Raw genomic sequence first — 15,485 nt, forward strand, 5'->3', positions numbered from 1 at the left:
GCGGGGTAGGGGAAAAACCCTTCGCCCCCCAGCCGCCCGACCACAGGGACCCCCATGTCCAGCAGACGCACCGTCCTGGCCGCCGCACTCGGCGCGGCCGCCGCCGCGGTCACCACCCCCGGCCCGGCCTTCGCCGCCTCTTCCGGAGGAGGAACCATCGACTACCACGCCTGGACCACCGCCGCCGACTGGCAGCACGGCACCGCCCACGGCACCCGGCCCGGCACGGGCCACCGCACCGGCCTCGTCATCGGCCACCCCACCGGCAGCCTCGCCTACCGGGACCCGCACACCGGCACCACGGCCACCTGGGAGTACGCCACCTGGACCGGCCCCGTCCACCGGCTGCCCGCCCCCGCGAGCGAGATCGTCGCCTCCTGGAACGCCCACACACCCGCCGGGACCTGGCTCCAGGTCGAGCTCCGCTGCGCCTACACCGGCGGCGGCCGGACCCCTTGGTACGTGATGGGCCGGTGGACCGCCGGTGACGCGGCCGGGGACATCCGGCGCACCTCCGTCGACGGGCAGAAGGACGGCAGGAGCAGCGTCTCCACCGACACCCTCGCCGTCGACGACCCCGCGACGGGCCTCCGGCTGGCCTCGTACGAGCTGCGCCTCACCCTCTTCCGCAGACCCGGCAGCGGGCTCACCCCCATGGTGTGGCGGCTCGGCGCCATGGGCTCCGACATCCCCGACCGCTTCACGGTGCCCGCCTCGGTGCCGGGGGAGGGAGCGGGGTGCGAGCTGAAGGTGCCGCGCTATTCGCAGGAGATCCACAAGGGGCAGTACCCGCAGTACGACAACGGCGGCGAGGCGTGGTGCAGCCCGACCTCCTCGCAGATGGTCGTCGAATACTGGGGCCGGGCGCCGTCGGCGGCGGACCTCGCCTGGGTGGACCGCGCGTACGCCGATCCGCAGGTGTGCCAGGCGGCCCGATTCACCTACGACTACCAGTACCAGGGCTGCGGCAACTGGCCGTTCAACGCCGCCTATGCCGCGACGTACCGCGACATGCAGGCGGTGGTGACCCGGCTGCGCTGCCTGGGTGACGTGGAGAAACTGATCCACGCGGGAATTCCCGTGATCACCTCGCAGTCCTTCCTCGCCTCCGAACTCGACGGCGCCGGCTACGGCACCGCGGGCCACTTGATGTGCGTCGTCGGATTCACCCGGGGCGGCGATGTGGTGGCCAATGATCCGGCGAGTGCGACGGACGCCGCGGTCCGACACGTCTACAAACGCCGCCAGTTCGAGAACATCTGGCTGCGGACGAAGCGTCACAATGCGCAGGGCCAGGTCAAGAGCGGCACGGGAGGGATCTGCTATCTCTACTTCCCGGCCGGACCGTCGGCCGCGCAGCGCCGGGCACTGGCGGCCGTCGGCGTCCGCTGATGTTCATGTGCCGGTGAATACCGCTTCACCCAACGGCAATTCAGGCGTTGCCGCATTCCCGCCGACGGCACGCACCGCCGGTCCGTACGATCGACGCGGACGTGAGAGCCACGTCATTCCGTACGTGAGGAAAGCGCCGTGATCGTGCATCAGGACACCGCCGTCGCCCCGATAATCCGCCGGGCCGTCGCGGGGGAGCGGGACGAGATCCGCCGGCTGATCGGAGAGGCGTTCATGGCCGATCCGGTCAGCGGCTGGGTCTTCCCGGACGAGGAGCACCGGCGTGCCGTGCAGCCGGAATTCTTCGGCGTGTATCTGGACGCGGCGCTGCGCGACGGCTGGGTCGACGTGACGGACGACCTCGCGGCGGCGGCGCTGTGGATACCGGTGCCGGCGGCGGGCGACGACGCGGAGGAGGACGACCTCGGTGACCGGCTCGTCGACGCGGACCGTGGCAACGAGCGCGTGCGGATCGTCGGCGAGCTGACGGCCCAGGCGCACCCCGCCGACCGGTCGCACTACTACCTGCCGGTGATCGCCGCGGCGCCCGGCCGCCGCGATCAGGGCCGCGGCCGGGCGCTGCTGACGACGGTCCTCGACCGCTGCGACCGGGAGGGCATGCCCGCGTATCTGGAGGCGAGCAACGCCCGCAGCAAGAGACTGTACGAGCGCCTCGGTTTCGTCTTCACGGGCACGGCCGTGGAGCTCCCCGAGGGCCCGCTGATGTGGCCGATGTGGCGGGAGCCCCGGTGCTGAACCCGTGCAATTCATGATCAAATCGAGGGAGGACCGCGCAAAGGGTTGCGCATGTGCCTGTTGTGGCCGTAGAGGTATGTGACGGGGGAAGTGGGAGAGATGCATCTCACGTACGAAAGTGGTTTTGGGGTGCTTCGGGGGGAGCACCTGCAAGGAGCAGGGGCGAATCGCGGTTAAATGCGGATCGCAGATTTCCACTTGCTTCTTCCATTCGAACGGGCGATCAGTAGCCTCTGCTCACATGTCCGTTCGATGAGCTGGAGAGTCAGACTGATGGAGCGTCCCACCTGGGCCCCCCAGGGCATCGACCTTTCCGTGCCGAGCGTGTCCCGCATCTACGACTACTACCTGGGCGGCTCGCACAACTTCGAGGTCGACCGGGAGGCCGGGCGCAGGGCCATCGACGCCTTCCCCGGCCTGCCCAAGGTCATGCAGGCCAACCGGGCCTTCATGCGGCGGGCCGTGCGCTACGCCGTGGGCCGGGGCATCTCCCAGTTCCTCGACATCGGCTCCGGCATCCCGACCTTCGGCAACGTCCACGAGATCGCCCAGCAAGCGGACCCCGCCGCGCACATCGTCTACGTCGACCACGACCCGGTCGCCGTCGCGCACAGCCGCGCCGTCCTCGCGGGCAACGCGCGCGCCGCGATCGCGGCCGCGGACCTGCGCGCGCCGGGGGACATCCTGGCCGGCGAGGAGGTCGCAAGGCTCCTCGACCTGCGGCGGCCGGTCGCGCTGCTGCTGGTGGCCGTCCTGCACTTCATGGAGGACCGCGACGACCCGTGGGGCGCCGTCGCCGAGCTGCGTGACGCGCTCGCCCCCGGCAGCCTGCTGATCCTCACCCACGCCACCACCGACAGCGGCCCGATCAAGCCTTAGGAGGGCGAGCGCGTGGAGGGCGTCTACCGCGGGGTCGGCTCCCCGCTGCTGATGCGCAGCCACGGCGAGGTGGCCCGCTTCTTCGACGGCTTCGAGATGGTCGAGCCGGGCCTGGTGCCCATGCCGATGTGGCGGCCCGAGGCCCCGGCCGCGGGCCGCGCGGGCACCGCGGACCCGGGCGACGACCCAGCGATGTACGTCGGTTTCGCCGGGGTGGGGCGCAAGCCGTGACCGAGATCTCGAGCGGAACCACGATCGGAACCGGCGGCAGGGCCGTCGCCGGGCCGATCGCCGGGAGCGGGGCCACGGCCCCGGACACCACGGCCGGCCGGGCCGCCGGGTTCTGCGTACGCGAAGGCCGCGAACCGGACTGCCGCACGCAGCAGAGCGGCCCGGTGACAGGCCCCGGGGAAGGCGGCCGGGGCGCGGACTCCTGCTGCGACGAGGGACTCCGCTGCGACGAGGACCGCTGCTCCGACAAGGACCCCTGCTGCGACGAGGGCCTCGCGGAGCCGGCCGCTCCGTACGGCTCGCGTGCCCAGGGGCGCAACACCCACGCCTACCGCGACCGGTATCCGGAAGCGGAACCGGAACCGGAGCCCGCCGCCGGCGGCCGGGGTTCCGGGACGCTCGCGCGCCACGGTGACGACCTCGCCCGTGCCGACAGCCTCAAGCGCTTCGCCGCGATCTGGGGCCGGACGGTCTATCCGGCGACGGCGACCCACCTGACCCGCGCCGAGTTCGAGAACCACCTCGTCCCCCTCGCCGGACGGCTCGCCGCCGCCCTGCGCACCCGCCCCTTCGACCCCACGCCCGCCGCCGAGGTCGGAGCCGCGCTCGTCGCCGCCCACTGCACCGACCCCGAGGCCCTGCCACGGATCCTCGGCGCCGTCGACTCCTATCTCCTGGTCTACTGCCCGCCCGGCGGCGCCCTCTCCGACGCCGAGGCCCGCGACCGGTGCGCCCGCCTCCAGCACTCCCTGGCCGCCGGTTTCGCCCGCGCCCTGCGCGAGCGCACCCTGGCCGAGCAGGAGGCCCTCTCCCGCGCCGCGCTGGCCGCGCAGGCCGAGACGGAGAAGGCCCTGCACACCAGCGAGGCCCGGTTCCGCGCCGTGTTCGAGGGCGCCGCCATCGGCGTCGGCATCGCGGACGTCGAGGGCCGCATCATGGACGTCAACGACGCCCTCACCCGCATGTTCGGCGGCGTGGCCCACGACGTCATGGGCCGCAACGTCGGCGAGATGGTCCACCCCGACGACTCACCCGACGTCTGGGGCCTGTACAAAGAGCTGATCAGCGGCGAACGCGACTACTACCGCGTCGAGAAGCCCTACTACCGCGGCGACGGCAGCGTCCTGTGGACCGACCTGTCCGTGGCCCTCCTGCGCGACGCCCACGGCCGCCCGCAGTACCAGCTCGCGCTCATGGAGGACATCACCGAGCGCAGGCTCCTCCACGAGCGGCTGCGCTACGAGGCCACCCACGACGCCCTCACCGGCCTGCCCAACCGCACCCTCTTCTTCGAGAGCATCGACCGCGCGCTCACCGCCTCCGCGGGCGGCGCCGAACCAGCCCGCTTCGGCCTGTGCTACCTCGACCTCGACGGCTTCAAGGCCGTCAACGACAGCCTCGGCCACGCCGTCGGCGACGAACTCCTCGTCGCCGTCGCCGAACGGCTGCGCGCCTGCGCCACCGCCCCCACCGAACTCGTCGCCCGGCTCGGCGGCGACGAGTTCGTGGCCCTGCTCACCGGCCCGTCCGCCCAGGCCGACGCCATCGCCCTCGCCCGCCGGATGCTGGCCGCGCTCTCCCGCCCCATCCGCCTCGACGGCCGCGACCTGTCCGTACGCGCCAGCATCGGCATCGTCGACGGCGCCGCCGGCGAACTGGGCGCGGCGGAGGTGCTGCGCAGCGCCGACATCACGATGTACCGCGCCAAGGCGGCCGGCGGCAACCGCTACGAACTCGCCGACGCGGACTCCGACGCCCGCGTCATCGCCCGGCACAGCCTCACCAACCGGCTGCCCGCGGCGCTCGACAACAGCGAGTTCTTCATCGAGTACCAGCCGCTCGTCGGCCTCACCGACGGCGCCGTGCGCGGCGCGGAGGCGCTCGTACGCTGGCTGCACCCCGTCCACGGCGTGCTCGGCCCCGACCAGTTCATCCCCCTCGCGGAGAGCACCGGCCTGATCGTGCCGCTCGGCCGCTGGGTGCTCCAGGAGTCCCTCCGGCAGGCGCGGGCATGGCAGGAGGGCTGCCCGGAGCAGGCGGCGCCCATGCGCGTCAACGTCAACCTCTCGCCGTCGCAGCTGCGTTACCCCTCGCTGGTCGCCGACACCGTCGCCGTCCTGGAGGACGCCGGCCTCGCCCCGTCCGCGCTCTGCCTGGAGGTCACCGAGAACGCCCTGATCGGCGCCGACGAGGAGGAGCTGCGCCCCTTGCGCCAACTCGCCGACATGGGCGTGGACATCGCGCTCGACGACTTCGGCACCGGCTACTCCAACCTCTCCTACCTGCGCCGGCTGCCCGTCAGCACGCTCAAGCTCGACCGCTCCTTCACCCGCGGCATGCAGCGCGCGCCCGCGGACCCGGTCGACGTGAAGATCGTCGAGGGCATCGTCTCCCTCGCCCACACGCTCGACCTGTCCGTGACCGTCGAGGGCGTGGAGACCGGCACCCAGGCCGAACACCTGCGGATCCTGGGCTGCGACACCGCACAGGGCTGGTACTACGCGCGGCCGGGCCCGCCGGAGCGGCTGCGCATGCTGTCCTTGGTGGACGCGGCGTCGTAGCGGGTGTTGCGGCAGGGCGGTCGCGGGCTGGTCCCGACCGCCCTCACAGGGCGGCCGAGCCGCCGAGCGCCCGCGCCTCCTCGTCCGTCAGCAACCGCGACCGGATGAGGAAGCGCACCCCCTCCGGCGCCTCCAGCGAGAAGCCGCTGCCCCGCCCCGCCACCACGTCCACCGTCAGATGCGTGTGCCGCCACCGCTCGAACTGGTCCGCCGACATCCAGAACCCGACCGGCTCCGCCACCCCCTCCACCACGAGCGAGGCCAGCAGCACGTCGGACCCGCCCGTACGGAACTCGCCGTACGGATAGCACATCGGCGAACTGCCGTCGCAGCAGCCGCCGGACTGATGGAACATCAACGGGCCGTGCCGTTCCCGGAGTCGCCGGATCAGCTCGGCGGCGGCAGCGGTGAGCGCGACACGGGAGAGGTCCTTGTCCATCCGCACAGCCTGCACCGGAACGGGCATCGCCCGCCAGACGCGGTGGCGTTCGCATACGAACGGCCCCCAGCACGTGCCGAGTCCGCACCGACCGGGCGGAAAGGGGGGATCTCCAGCATGACCGGACCACACACCGGCCCGCACGCGCCGAGTCCGCGAAGCCGTGGCGGGCCAGCTCTCTGTTCGGAAGGTGTCCCTCGATGAACCTCCTCGTCCAGGCCCTGCCCATAGCCGCGCCGACCGTGGGCTGGGCCGCCCACGCGCTCATCCTCGTCCGCCGCCTGCGCACCGCCCGCACCGACCCCCTCACCGGCCTCATGTGCCGCGACGAATTCACCTCCCGGGCGCGGCGGGCCGTCAAGCACCCGGACGCCGCCGTGCTGCTCCTGGACCTCAACGGCTTCAAGCAGATCAACGACACCCACGGGCACGCCGTGGGCGACCAGGTCATCGCCGCCGTCGGGCGGCGGCTCGACGCGTGGTGCCGCGAACGCGGCGGGTTCGCGGCGCGGTTGGGCGGCGACGAGTACACCGCCGTGGTCCGCCTCGCGCCGGACGCCGACCTGGACGGCGAGCTGACGTACGGCCTCTCGGCCCGGCTCTCCGCCCCGCTCGACACCGGCGCCGTCACCCTTTCCCCCCGCGCGTCGATCGGCCTGTGCCGGGTCGGCCGAAGGCCCGGTGCCGGGCTGTCTGAGCTGCTGCGCGGCGCGGACGAGGCGATGTACACCGCGAAGCGCCTCGGCCTGCACTGGCGTCCGGCCGGCCCGGCCGACGTCTATCCCACGGCCAACGGCCGCCGCGCGGGCCGCCCGGGCACGCACCTGATCCTCCTCCCGGCCACGCGAAGGAGGGCGTCGTAGCTCCCGCGCGGCGGCCCCGCGCCGCCGGTCCGGGCCCGCTCACAGCTCCGGCAAGGGGGACGGCGGTGGCGGCGGGCCCTTTCCCGCTTTCCCTTTCGAAGGGCCCTTTCCCTCGGCGAGGGCGGTCAGCAGGTCGACGTGTTTGACCGCGTAGTGCCGGTGCCCGGTCGTCAGGATTCCCATCATGCGTAATTCCGCCATGACGTTCTCGATGGTCGCCCGGCCCAGCATCAGGGCTTCTCCGAGTTCCGCCTGGGTGGGTCCCGATACCTCCACCGAGGAATCGGGCAGCAGCCGGGCACTCATGCCGGATGTCCGGTGCAATTCCAGCAGCAGTGTGCAGACGCGCTGAATGGGCGCGTGCCGGGAATTGGCGTAGACCCGCTCGTTGGTCCGCAGGCGTTCGGAGATGCTTTTCGCCACGCCCTTCATCACGGATATCTCGCTCTCGGCGAGCATGCGCATGCGCGGCATCGAGCAGGACAGGGTCCAGGTGGTCGTGAGGCATTCGGCCGCCGCCGGCCCGGCGGTCTCGTCGACGATCTCCACGTCGCCGAGCAGGGAGTCGGCGCCGCGGAAACGGAGTGTGGTGGACCCGGCGGACGCGGTCCGTTCGGCCACGCAGCCGGACAGGACGAAATGCACCTCGCTCGACCCGGGCACGACGCCGCGCAGCCGGTCCCCCTTGCCGTACTGCCTGCTGACCAGGTGGTCCCCGAGAGCGTCCCGTACGGGCCCCGGCAGCGAGGTGAAGAAGCGGACGGAGCGCGCCCGTTCGGCCTGCCGTATCACCCGCTCGTTGAGCGTCGCCATCCAGTCCGGTGGGAGATGACGGCTCAACGCCCCACCCCTGACGCCGGGGACACCGGCCTCGGCGGCGGTGCCGAGGGCATCGCGTGGAGCTCGTCGACCAGCGGTACCAGCGCACCGACCAGCGTGGCCAGGGCGAGGATCGTCGTCGCTATTCGCATCGGATATCCGGTCAAGTGTTTGATGGCATAGACCACGACGAACGCGATGATCGCAAAGATCGTCACCGCTGCGACAAGGAATGCGACGTTTCCACTGTCCAATGTTGATCTCCACTTCTCCATGGAGTGACTTGGCAGGTCCATTTCATTCTCGGGCCGCTGGTCCGGACCGGCACCCGTGGTGAGCGGGCGCCCGAACGAGCGAACTCGGGTAGCGCAGAAGCGTATCCGACAGAGCGGGTACCCGCCTGCTTCGTCCCTGCATGTAGGGACCCGATCCCAGCAGCCCGGATCTCGGTGGAAATGCCGGTCCCGCAAAGCGGATCGGCGAGGTGGGGGAATATCTTTTGTGCTAGGATCCGCCGCCCTGTTTCCCTGCGCGCAGGGATTCCCGACCCCCCGTCGGCGGCGGGCGCCGGGATCCCCGCGCCGAATTCCCTCGCGCCAGGGAAAACGCCGTCAGTTCGAGTTAAGGTCCCTGAGGTCAGGGAATCCTGTGCGCGACTATCGCGTTAGCTGGAGACCGGCCACTGGTCGGCCGGAGCGCTGTCGTTGACCTTGGCAGGTCCAGCGCGCAGCACGGACGGTCCCCTCGGGGGTGGTGCCCCGGGGGGACCGGCGTCCCGCGCCCGTCGATGAGGCGTTCCCCTCACCCCGGATGCCTTGATCGTCAGGCGTCCCTCCGGAAAGGTTGGCCCTGGGACGTGGCCCTGGACCGGCGCGTTCGACGGGGCGACAGGACGGGTGTAACTCATGGACGGCACAGGGGAGTCGGGGCGGCTCTGGCTCAGGCGGTTTCATCCTTCGGCGGATGCGGACGTCACCGTGGTCTGCTTTCCGCACGCAGGCGGGGCGGCCAGTTATTTTCTGCCGTTGTCCGCCGCGCTCTCCGGACGCGCCGAGGTGGTCTCGTTGCAGTATCCGGGGCGGCAGGACCGCAGGTTCGAGACTCCGCTCACCAGCGCCGAGGAGCTGGTGAGCGGCATCACGCGGGCGCTGCGTGACTGTGGCGACCGGCCCCTGGTCCTCTTCGGGCACAGCATGGGCGGCACGCTCGCCTTCGAGACCGCGCGGCGGCTGGAGGCCGAGGGGGACGGCCGGCTGCTGGGGCTGATCGTCTCGGGGCGTGAGGCGCCCGGTCCCGCTCCTCGGCGGACGACGCATCTGCGGGACGACGCGGGACTCCTCGCGGGGATCCGGGAGTTGCAGGGCACCCACTCGGCCCTCCTGGACGACGAGGACGTCGTGCGGATGATCATGCCTGCGCTGCGCGCCGACTACACCGCCGTGGAGACGTACGCCTACCGGGAGGGCCCCGCGCTGAACTGCCCGCTCTTCGTCTACACCGGCGACGCCGACCCGCAGGTGAGCGGGCGGGAAGCGGAACGGTGGGCGGAGCACACCGTTTCCGGCTTCCGGGTCCGGACGTTCGCCGGAGGCCACTTCTATCTGGACGGGCGGCGGGATGAGGTGACCGCGGCGCTGGCCGAGGACCTCACGGCCTTCGGGGCCCGCTCCCGTCCCGCCCGTCGCTGAACCGCGCCGTCAGTTCCCGCTTCAGCACCTTCCCGCTCGGGCCGAGCGGGAAGTCGTCGACGAACTCCACCAGGCGCGGATACTTGTGTGCGGCGACCCGCTGCCTGCTCCAGGCCACGATGTCCGAGGCCAGCTCCGGGCCCGGCGTCACGCCGGGCCGCGTGCGCACCACGGCGCACACCTCCTCGCCGTACACCTCGTCGGGCACGCCGATGACGGCGACCTGGGCGATGGCCGGGTGGTGCACGAGCGCGTCCTCGACCTCACGCGGGTAGACGTTGTAGCCGCCGCGCAGCACCATGTCCTTCTTGCGGTCGACGAGGGTGAGGTAGCCGTCGGCGTCCTTCACGCCCAGGTCGCCCGAGCGGAACCAGCCGTCGACGAGCACGGCGGCGGTCTCCTTTGGCCGGTTGAGATAGCCGGCCATGATGTTGTGGCCCCGCACGACGATCTCACCGATCTCGCCGTCCGGCAGCAGCTCGACGCGGCCCTCGACGTCGGCGGCGGCGATCTCCGCCTCGACCCCCCAGATGGGGCGGCCCACGGTGCCGGGCTTGCGCGGCCACGCCTTCTGGTTGTACGCGACGCACGGCGACGCCTCCGTCAGGCCGTACCCCTCGTAGATCGGGCAGCCGTAGACGTCCTCGAACTCCTCGAGCACCTTGACCGGCAGCGCGGAGCCGCCGGAGAAGGCACGGTCGAGTGGCGGGCGGCGGGGCTCGTGCGCGGCCGCGTCGAGGAGGGCCAGGTACATCGTCGGGACGCCCATGAACACCGTGCACTTCTCGGTGAGCATGAGGTCGAGGGCGCCGGGGCCGTCGAAGCGGCTCATGAGGACGAGCGTGCCGCCGGCCAGGAAGCAGGCGCTCATGCCGCAGGTCTGGCCGAAGGTGTGGAAGAGCGGCAGGCAGCCGAGGAGTACGTCGTCGGGGCCGAGGTCGAACGGCGAGCGCATCGTGGTGCTGACGTTCATCACCAGGTTGAGCTGGGTGATCATCGCGCCCTTGGGCCGGCCGGTGGTGCCGGAGGTGTAGAGCACCAGGGCCAGGTCGCCGGGGCCGCGCGGCTCGCAGCGGTCGACCGGCTCGGCCCGTTCGGCGAGGACGTCGAGGCGCGGTGACCCGCTGTCGGCCGCCTCCATGACGGTGAGCACGGGGACTGCGGCCGCCCGCGCGGCCTCGGCGCCCTGGGGGAGCATCGGCTCGGCACACACCAGCGCCCCGGCCTCCGAGTCGCGCAGCACGTGGGCGATCTCGTCGGCGCGCAGCAGGCCGTGCACCGGGACGGCGACGGCGCCGAGGGCCAGCACGCCGTAGTAGACCATCGGGAAGTGCGGCGAGTTGGGCAGCAGCAGGGCGATCCGGTCACCCGGGCGCACGCCCTGGTCCCGCAGCACGGCGGCGTACCGCCGGGCGGCGTCCCACAGTTCGGCGTAGGTGAACCGCTCCGCTCCGAAGACGAGCGCGGTGTGGCCGGGGCGCCGCAGCGCGGACTCCGCGAGGATGGACGCGGCGGTGAGGGTCATGCCGCGCCCGCGCGCATGGCGGCCAGCGCCTGCTTGTCCGGCTTGCCCGCGCCGGTGAGGGGCAGGGTGTCGTGGAAGGTGACCACGGCCGGCACGTGCTTCGGGGACAGCGCGGCGGCGACGTGGCCGGTCAGGGCACCGGAGTCGACGGCTCCGCCCGCGCGGACGACCACCGCGGCGTGGATGTGCTCGACGGAGTCGTCGTCGACGACGCAGTACACGGCGGCCTGGGCGACCTCGGGGTGGGAGAGCAGCGCGTTCTCGACGTCGGTGGGGTGGACCTTGATCCCGTTGGTCTTCATCACCTCGCCCATCCGGCCGTGCAGGCGCATGTAGCCGCGCTCGTCGAGGGAACCGAGGTCGCCGGTGTGCACCCAGCCGTCGCGGACGGTCGCGGCGGTCAGCTCCGGGTCGCCCCAGTAGCCGAGCATGGTGAAGGGGGTGCGTACGCACACCTCGCCGATCTCGCCCGGCGGAAGCTCGCGCCGGTCGTCCTGGTCGAGGATGCGCACCTCGGCGGTCAGGCGGCCGACGGTGGTGCGGAGCTCCGGGTCGAAGTGGTCGGGCGGCATCAGCACGGTGATGCCACTGGTCTCCGTGGTCCCGTAGAACTGGAGGAGCACCGGGCCGAACACCTCGACCGCCTCGGCGAGCCGCGCGGGGGACGCGGAACAGCCGCCGTAGGAAATGATCTTGATGCTGGACAGGTCGGTGCCGGCGATGTCGGGGTGGTCGACCAGCATGTACAGCTGGGGCGGGGTGAGCGTCAGCGCGGAGATCCGGTGCCGTTCCACCGCGCGCAGGACGTCGCCGGGCTCGAACCCGTCGTGCAGGACCACCGTGCCGCCGGAGGCGAGGGCGAGGTCCGCGCCCGAGCCGTTGGAGTGGCTCACGGGCAGGGTCGACAGATAGACGATCGGCGCCGGGGCCTGGAGGCCCGCGAGGAGATAGAGGCTGCGGACGCGGTACGGCAGGGTGACGCCCTTGGGCGCGCCGCTCGTGCCGCTGGTGTAGAGCACCACGGCCGGCTGCTCGGGGTCGGCCTCGATCGCGTCCAGTTCGACGGCCTCCGCATCGCCCGCCGTCAGGTCCAGCACGTCGGGGCCGAGGTCGCCGAGTGCCGCGAGGCGCGGCGCGTGCGGCAGCCGGTCGCAGAGCTCGCGGGCCGTGCCGGCGTTCTCCTTGTCGACGGCGAGGAAGGTCGCCCCGGTCGTCCTGAGGATCTCCAGCCGTGCGGCGGCGGTCAGTTGGTCGTCGGGGTCCACCGCGTTCGTGGAGTGCAGGTGCACCACGGTGGCTCCGACGAGGTTCGCCGCGTAACGCAGAATTATGGTGGCCGGGCTATTGGTGACGGTCAGCACCGCCACAATCGGAGTTTCACCCTCCGTAAAGTGCCGCCGCAGGAATTCCGCCGCGGCGAGAACCGTCCTGGAGAACTGGCCCGCGGTGTACTCCTCGCCCTCCCGCCACAGGGCGATCCGGTCCGGAGCGCCGGCCAGCGCCTCGAGGACCCGGCGGACATAATTCTCGTTCGTAGACATCGAATCTCCACTGCGCCGAAGCGGTTTGCTCGGGGCAGGATCACATACCGACGATCACCTGGCAACCATTCTTGACGGGCCGTCAGTTTCCTGATCGAGGCGATAGTTCCGCTTTACCGGACGCCGATTGACGGTCACGGACCGGACGGTTGGACGGTGGCATCGAACGGTGATATACAGAGGTCAATTCCCCCGGCCTCCTCGATTCGAGGACGGCGCGCCGTGATTCCCGGCGGGCGACCCCTCAACTCCCCGCATCCGGCGCCACGCAGTCTCCGCAGCCGCGCACGGCGCATTCGCGCAACGGCGCACCCACTCCCAGATGGCCTCGAAAGCGAGTAGACGTGACGACCCAATATCTGGACCTCTTTTCCCGCCTCACCGAAGGCTCCGACGGGGGCAAGAGGGAGTTCCTGGAGATCGGACGGCTCGCCGGCCGGTTCCCCGCCGCCAGCGTACGCGGCAGCGGTGACGCGGCCAAGATCAGCGTCTGGTGCAGCAACGACTACCTCGGCATGGGGCAGCACCCCGCAGTCCTCGACGCCATGAAGGAGGCCGTCGACAAGTACGGCGCGGGCGCCGGTGGTTCGCGGAACATCGGCGGCACCAACCACTGCCACGTGCTGCTGGAGAAGGAGCTCGCCGCGCTGCACGGCAAGGAGGACGCCCTCCTCTTCAGCTCCGGCTACACCGCCAACGACGGTGCGCTGTCGGTGATCGCCGGCCGCCTGGAGGGCTGCGTCGTCTTCTCCGACGCGCTGAACCACGCCTCCATCATCGACGGGCTGCGCCACAGCGGTGCGCGGAAGCACATATTCCGGCACAACGACACCGCCCACCTGGAAGAACTGCTCGCGGCCGCCGACCCGGACGTGCCCAAGCTCATCGTCGCGGAGTCCGTGTACTCCATGAACGGTGACATCGCGCCGCTCGCCGAGATCGCCGACCTCGCCAAGCGCTACGGGGCGATGACCTTCCTCGACGAGGTGCACGCGGTGGGCATGTACGGCCCGGAAGGCGCCGGCATCGCGGCACGTGAGGGCATCGCCGACGAGTTCACGGTCATCATGGGCACGCTGGCCAAGGGCTTCGGCACCAACGGCGGCTACATCGCGGGCCCGGCCGAGGTGATCGAGGCCGTGCGGATGTTGTCCCGCTCCTTCATCTTCACCACCGCGCTGCCGCCCGCCGTGGCCGCGGGCGCCCTCGCCGCCGTACGGCATCTGCGGTCGTCCGAGGACGAACGCTCCCTTCTGTGGGACAACGCGCAGTTGATGCACAAACTGCTCACGGAACGGCACATTCCCTTTATCTCGGACCAGACCCACATCGTGTCCGTCCTGGTGAAGGACGAGGCCCTGTGCAAGCGCATGTCCGCGCTGCTGCTGGACCGTTACGGGATCTACGTGCAGGCGATCAACGCGCCGAGCGTGCGGGTCGGCGAGGAGATCCTGCGTGTCGCGCCCGGGGCCGTGCACACCGCCGCGGAGGTGGAGGGCTTCGTCGACGCCCTGGACCGGATCTGGGAGGAGCTGGGAGCCGCCCGCGTGCCGCTCGCCGCGCAGTCGTGAACGGGTGGCCGTGCGAGGGAACTTGATGCTGAAAGGTCCATGCCATTCGTCAACTCCGGTATGGACCAATTACCTGCCGTACGGTCGTCCATGTTTCAAGGGAATGAGTGTGACCACGGTTACATTCGCATGAAGTTCGAAAGTTTGTAGGGTGGGAGCGCGGGCGGGTCCTCCGGGGAAGTCTCAACGGGGCCCGCCGCGTTGCAGCATCGCTCTGTCCGGAGGAGAGAGCGGGGAACGGGGGCCTGAATGACGCTTGCATACATTCTTGACGGCGGCATGAACGATCAGCCGGGAGCCGGTGCGGAGCTGTACGAACTCTTTCCGAGCGTGCAGCAGACCTACGCGCACATCGCGGAGTGGACCGGCATCGACGTCGACCGCATATTCCACGAGCAGCGACAGCCGGGGCAGGAACACCGGCAAGGAGTCGGCGCCATTCGCCAGGCAGCCGCGGTTCTCGGAATCGCCGACGTGCTCGCCGAGGAATACGGAATTACGCCGACGGCCGTATCCGGCCTCAGTTTCGGCGCACTCGTCTCCGCGACCCTCGCCGGTGCGGTGGAACGCCAGGACCTCTTCACACTCCTGATGAGACTGCGGGAAGTTCCCGCACCCCCGCCCGGCAGCCCCCGGCAAGCCGTCGCCATGCTCCGCATTCCGTTCGACACGGACACCGCGGCCCTCCTCGCCGACGTCACCGACGTCTATCTGTCCGCCGATCTCGGACGGGTCGGCAACGGCACCGAACGCATGGTCCTCCTCGGCGGCTACCGCACCGCCCTCGACCACTTCGGCACGACCCTGCCCGCCGGCGCCCTGCACGTCTCCGAGGACCACGGCGCCGCCTTCCACTCCCCGTTGCAGCAGCACGTCAGCGACTTCCTCGCACCCACGCTGGACGCCATGACCTTCAAGGACCCACGCGTCCCCGTCCACTCCTGCATGGAACGCAAGGCACTCACCACGGGCGAGGAGATCCGCGACCTCTTCCGCCGCAACCCCACCGACCCCGTGAACGTCGCCGACATGATCGGCAGCCTCGAGGACGCCGGCACCGAGCTCGGCCTGGTCCTCGGCCCCGCCGCCTTCGGCACCTTCCAGAGCGCCTCCTTCCCCGTGGTGCACGTCGAGTCCCCGGACCACGTCTTCGAGGCGATGACCGCCGTCTACGACTTCGGCATCGAACTCCCCTCCGGCGAAACGGTGGTGGGCTGACC

At 71.1% G+C, this 15,485-nt stretch carries 12 protein-coding genes and 1 pseudogene; 8 read left to right on the forward strand and 5 right to left on the reverse strand.

Annotated elements, in window-relative coordinates:
* Positions 1-54: 54 nt before the first annotated feature.
* The 4 genes and pseudogenes from ACFY1P_RS15420 (at position 55) to ACFY1P_RS15435 (ending at position 5,819) form a co-directional block, all read left to right on the forward strand.
* The gene (locus ACFY1P_RS15420; RefSeq protein WP_390750839.1) at positions 55-1,392 is read left to right on the forward strand and encodes a peptidase C39 family protein; all 1,338 of its coding nucleotides are present in this window, start codon (positions 55-57) and stop codon (positions 1,390-1,392) included.
* A gap of 138 nt (positions 1,393-1,530) precedes the next feature.
* The gene (locus tag ACFY1P_RS15425) at positions 1,531-2,148 is read left to right on the forward strand and encodes a GNAT family N-acetyltransferase (protein WP_390750840.1); all 618 of its coding nucleotides are present in this window, start codon (positions 1,531-1,533) and stop codon (positions 2,146-2,148) included.
* A gap of 273 nt (positions 2,149-2,421) precedes the next feature.
* Positions 2,422-3,258, forward strand: a pseudogene (locus tag ACFY1P_RS15430) (SAM-dependent methyltransferase).
* Positions 3,259-3,713: 455 nt separating this feature from the next.
* Positions 3,714-5,819, forward strand: coding sequence for an EAL domain-containing protein (locus tag ACFY1P_RS15435; protein WP_361524839.1), 2,106 nt, complete (start codon positions 3,714-3,716; stop codon positions 5,817-5,819).
* Positions 5,820-5,862: 43 nt separating this feature from the next.
* On the opposite strand, the gene ACFY1P_RS15440 is transcribed toward ACFY1P_RS15435, so the two are convergent.
* On the reverse strand, positions 5,863-6,258 hold the full coding sequence (locus tag ACFY1P_RS15440) for a DUF779 domain-containing protein (protein WP_361524810.1): 396 nt from the start codon (positions 6,256-6,258) through the stop codon (positions 5,863-5,865).
* 200 nt (positions 6,259-6,458) lie between these two features.
* Here ACFY1P_RS15440 and ACFY1P_RS15445 point away from each other — a divergent pair, with 200 nt between their 5' ends.
* Positions 6,459-7,121, forward strand: a complete 663-nt coding sequence (locus ACFY1P_RS15445; RefSeq protein ID WP_390750841.1) for a GGDEF domain-containing protein — start codon at positions 6,459-6,461, stop codon at positions 7,119-7,121.
* A 39-nt stretch (positions 7,122-7,160) separates the two neighbouring features.
* Here the strand turns inward: ACFY1P_RS15445 and ACFY1P_RS15450 are convergent, their stop codons facing one another.
* Both ACFY1P_RS15450 and ACFY1P_RS15455 read right to left on the reverse strand, forming a co-directional pair.
* Positions 7,161-7,961, reverse strand: a complete 801-nt coding sequence (locus ACFY1P_RS15450; protein ID WP_361524816.1) for a Crp/Fnr family transcriptional regulator — start codon at positions 7,959-7,961, stop codon at positions 7,161-7,163.
* Entirely contained in the window at positions 7,958-8,158 is a 201-nt protein-coding gene (locus tag ACFY1P_RS15455) for a hypothetical protein (RefSeq protein ID WP_361524818.1), read from the reverse strand. The genes ACFY1P_RS15450 and ACFY1P_RS15455 overlap by 4 nt, the downstream gene beginning before the upstream one ends.
* 687 nt (positions 8,159-8,845) lie before the next feature.
* Between ACFY1P_RS15455 and ACFY1P_RS15460 the strand changes: the two genes are divergently transcribed.
* Positions 8,846-9,628 (forward strand): alpha/beta fold hydrolase, encoded by a 783-nt coding sequence (locus ACFY1P_RS15460; RefSeq protein WP_361524820.1) that lies wholly within the window; start codon positions 8,846-8,848, stop codon positions 9,626-9,628.
* On the opposite strand, the gene ACFY1P_RS15465 is transcribed toward ACFY1P_RS15460, so the two are convergent.
* Complete coding sequence (locus ACFY1P_RS15465) at positions 9,588-11,153, reverse strand: long-chain fatty acid--CoA ligase (protein ID WP_361524823.1); 1,566 nt, start codon at positions 11,151-11,153, stop codon at positions 9,588-9,590. The genes ACFY1P_RS15460 and ACFY1P_RS15465 overlap by 41 nt on opposite strands.
* The gene (locus tag ACFY1P_RS15470; protein ID WP_390750842.1) at positions 11,150-12,694 is read right to left on the reverse strand and encodes a class I adenylate-forming enzyme family protein; all 1,545 of its coding nucleotides are present in this window, start codon (positions 12,692-12,694) and stop codon (positions 11,150-11,152) included. The genes ACFY1P_RS15465 and ACFY1P_RS15470 overlap by 4 nt, the downstream gene beginning before the upstream one ends.
* 344 nt (positions 12,695-13,038) lie before the next feature.
* On the opposite strand from ACFY1P_RS15470, the gene hemA reads away from it, so the two are divergent.
* Positions 13,039-14,265 carry a 5-aminolevulinate synthase gene (hemA, locus tag ACFY1P_RS15475; protein WP_390750843.1) on the forward strand — a complete coding sequence of 409 codons (1,227 nt, stop codon included), beginning with the start codon at positions 13,039-13,041 and terminating at the stop codon, positions 14,263-14,265.
* Between the two features lie 249 nt (positions 14,266-14,514).
* Positions 14,515-15,483 (forward strand): ACP S-malonyltransferase, encoded by a 969-nt coding sequence (locus tag ACFY1P_RS15480; protein ID WP_390750844.1) that lies wholly within the window; start codon positions 14,515-14,517, stop codon positions 15,481-15,483.
* Positions 15,484-15,485 lie beyond the last annotated feature (2 nt).

Source organism: Streptomyces sp. NPDC001407, assembly GCF_042895325.1.
Classification (GTDB): Bacteria; Actinomycetota; Actinomycetes; order Streptomycetales; family Streptomycetaceae; genus Streptomyces.

Bases quoted from the DNA above. Each gene is read 5' to 3' on its own strand.
- ACFY1P_RS15420 (WP_390750839.1), top strand. From the start codon at position 55: ATGTCCAGCAGACGCACCGTCCTGGCCGCCGCACTCGGCGCGGCCGCC.
- ACFY1P_RS15440 (WP_361524810.1), bottom strand. From the start codon at position 6,258: ATGGACAAGGACCTCTCCCGTGTCGCGCTCACCGCTGCCGCCGCCGAG.
- ACFY1P_RS15445 (WP_390750841.1), top strand. From the start codon at position 6,459: ATGAACCTCCTCGTCCAGGCCCTGCCCATAGCCGCGCCGACCGTGGGC.
- ACFY1P_RS15460 (WP_361524820.1), top strand. From the start codon at position 8,846: ATGGACGGCACAGGGGAGTCGGGGCGGCTCTGGCTCAGGCGGTTTCAT.
- ACFY1P_RS15465 (WP_361524823.1), bottom strand. From the start codon at position 11,153: ATGACCCTCACCGCCGCGTCCATCCTCGCGGAGTCCGCGCTGCGGCGC.
- ACFY1P_RS15470 (WP_390750842.1), bottom strand. From the start codon at position 12,694: ATGTCTACGAACGAGAATTATGTCCGCCGGGTCCTCGAGGCGCTGGCC.
- ACFY1P_RS15480 (WP_390750844.1), top strand. From the start codon at position 14,515: ATGACGCTTGCATACATTCTTGACGGCGGCATGAACGATCAGCCGGGA.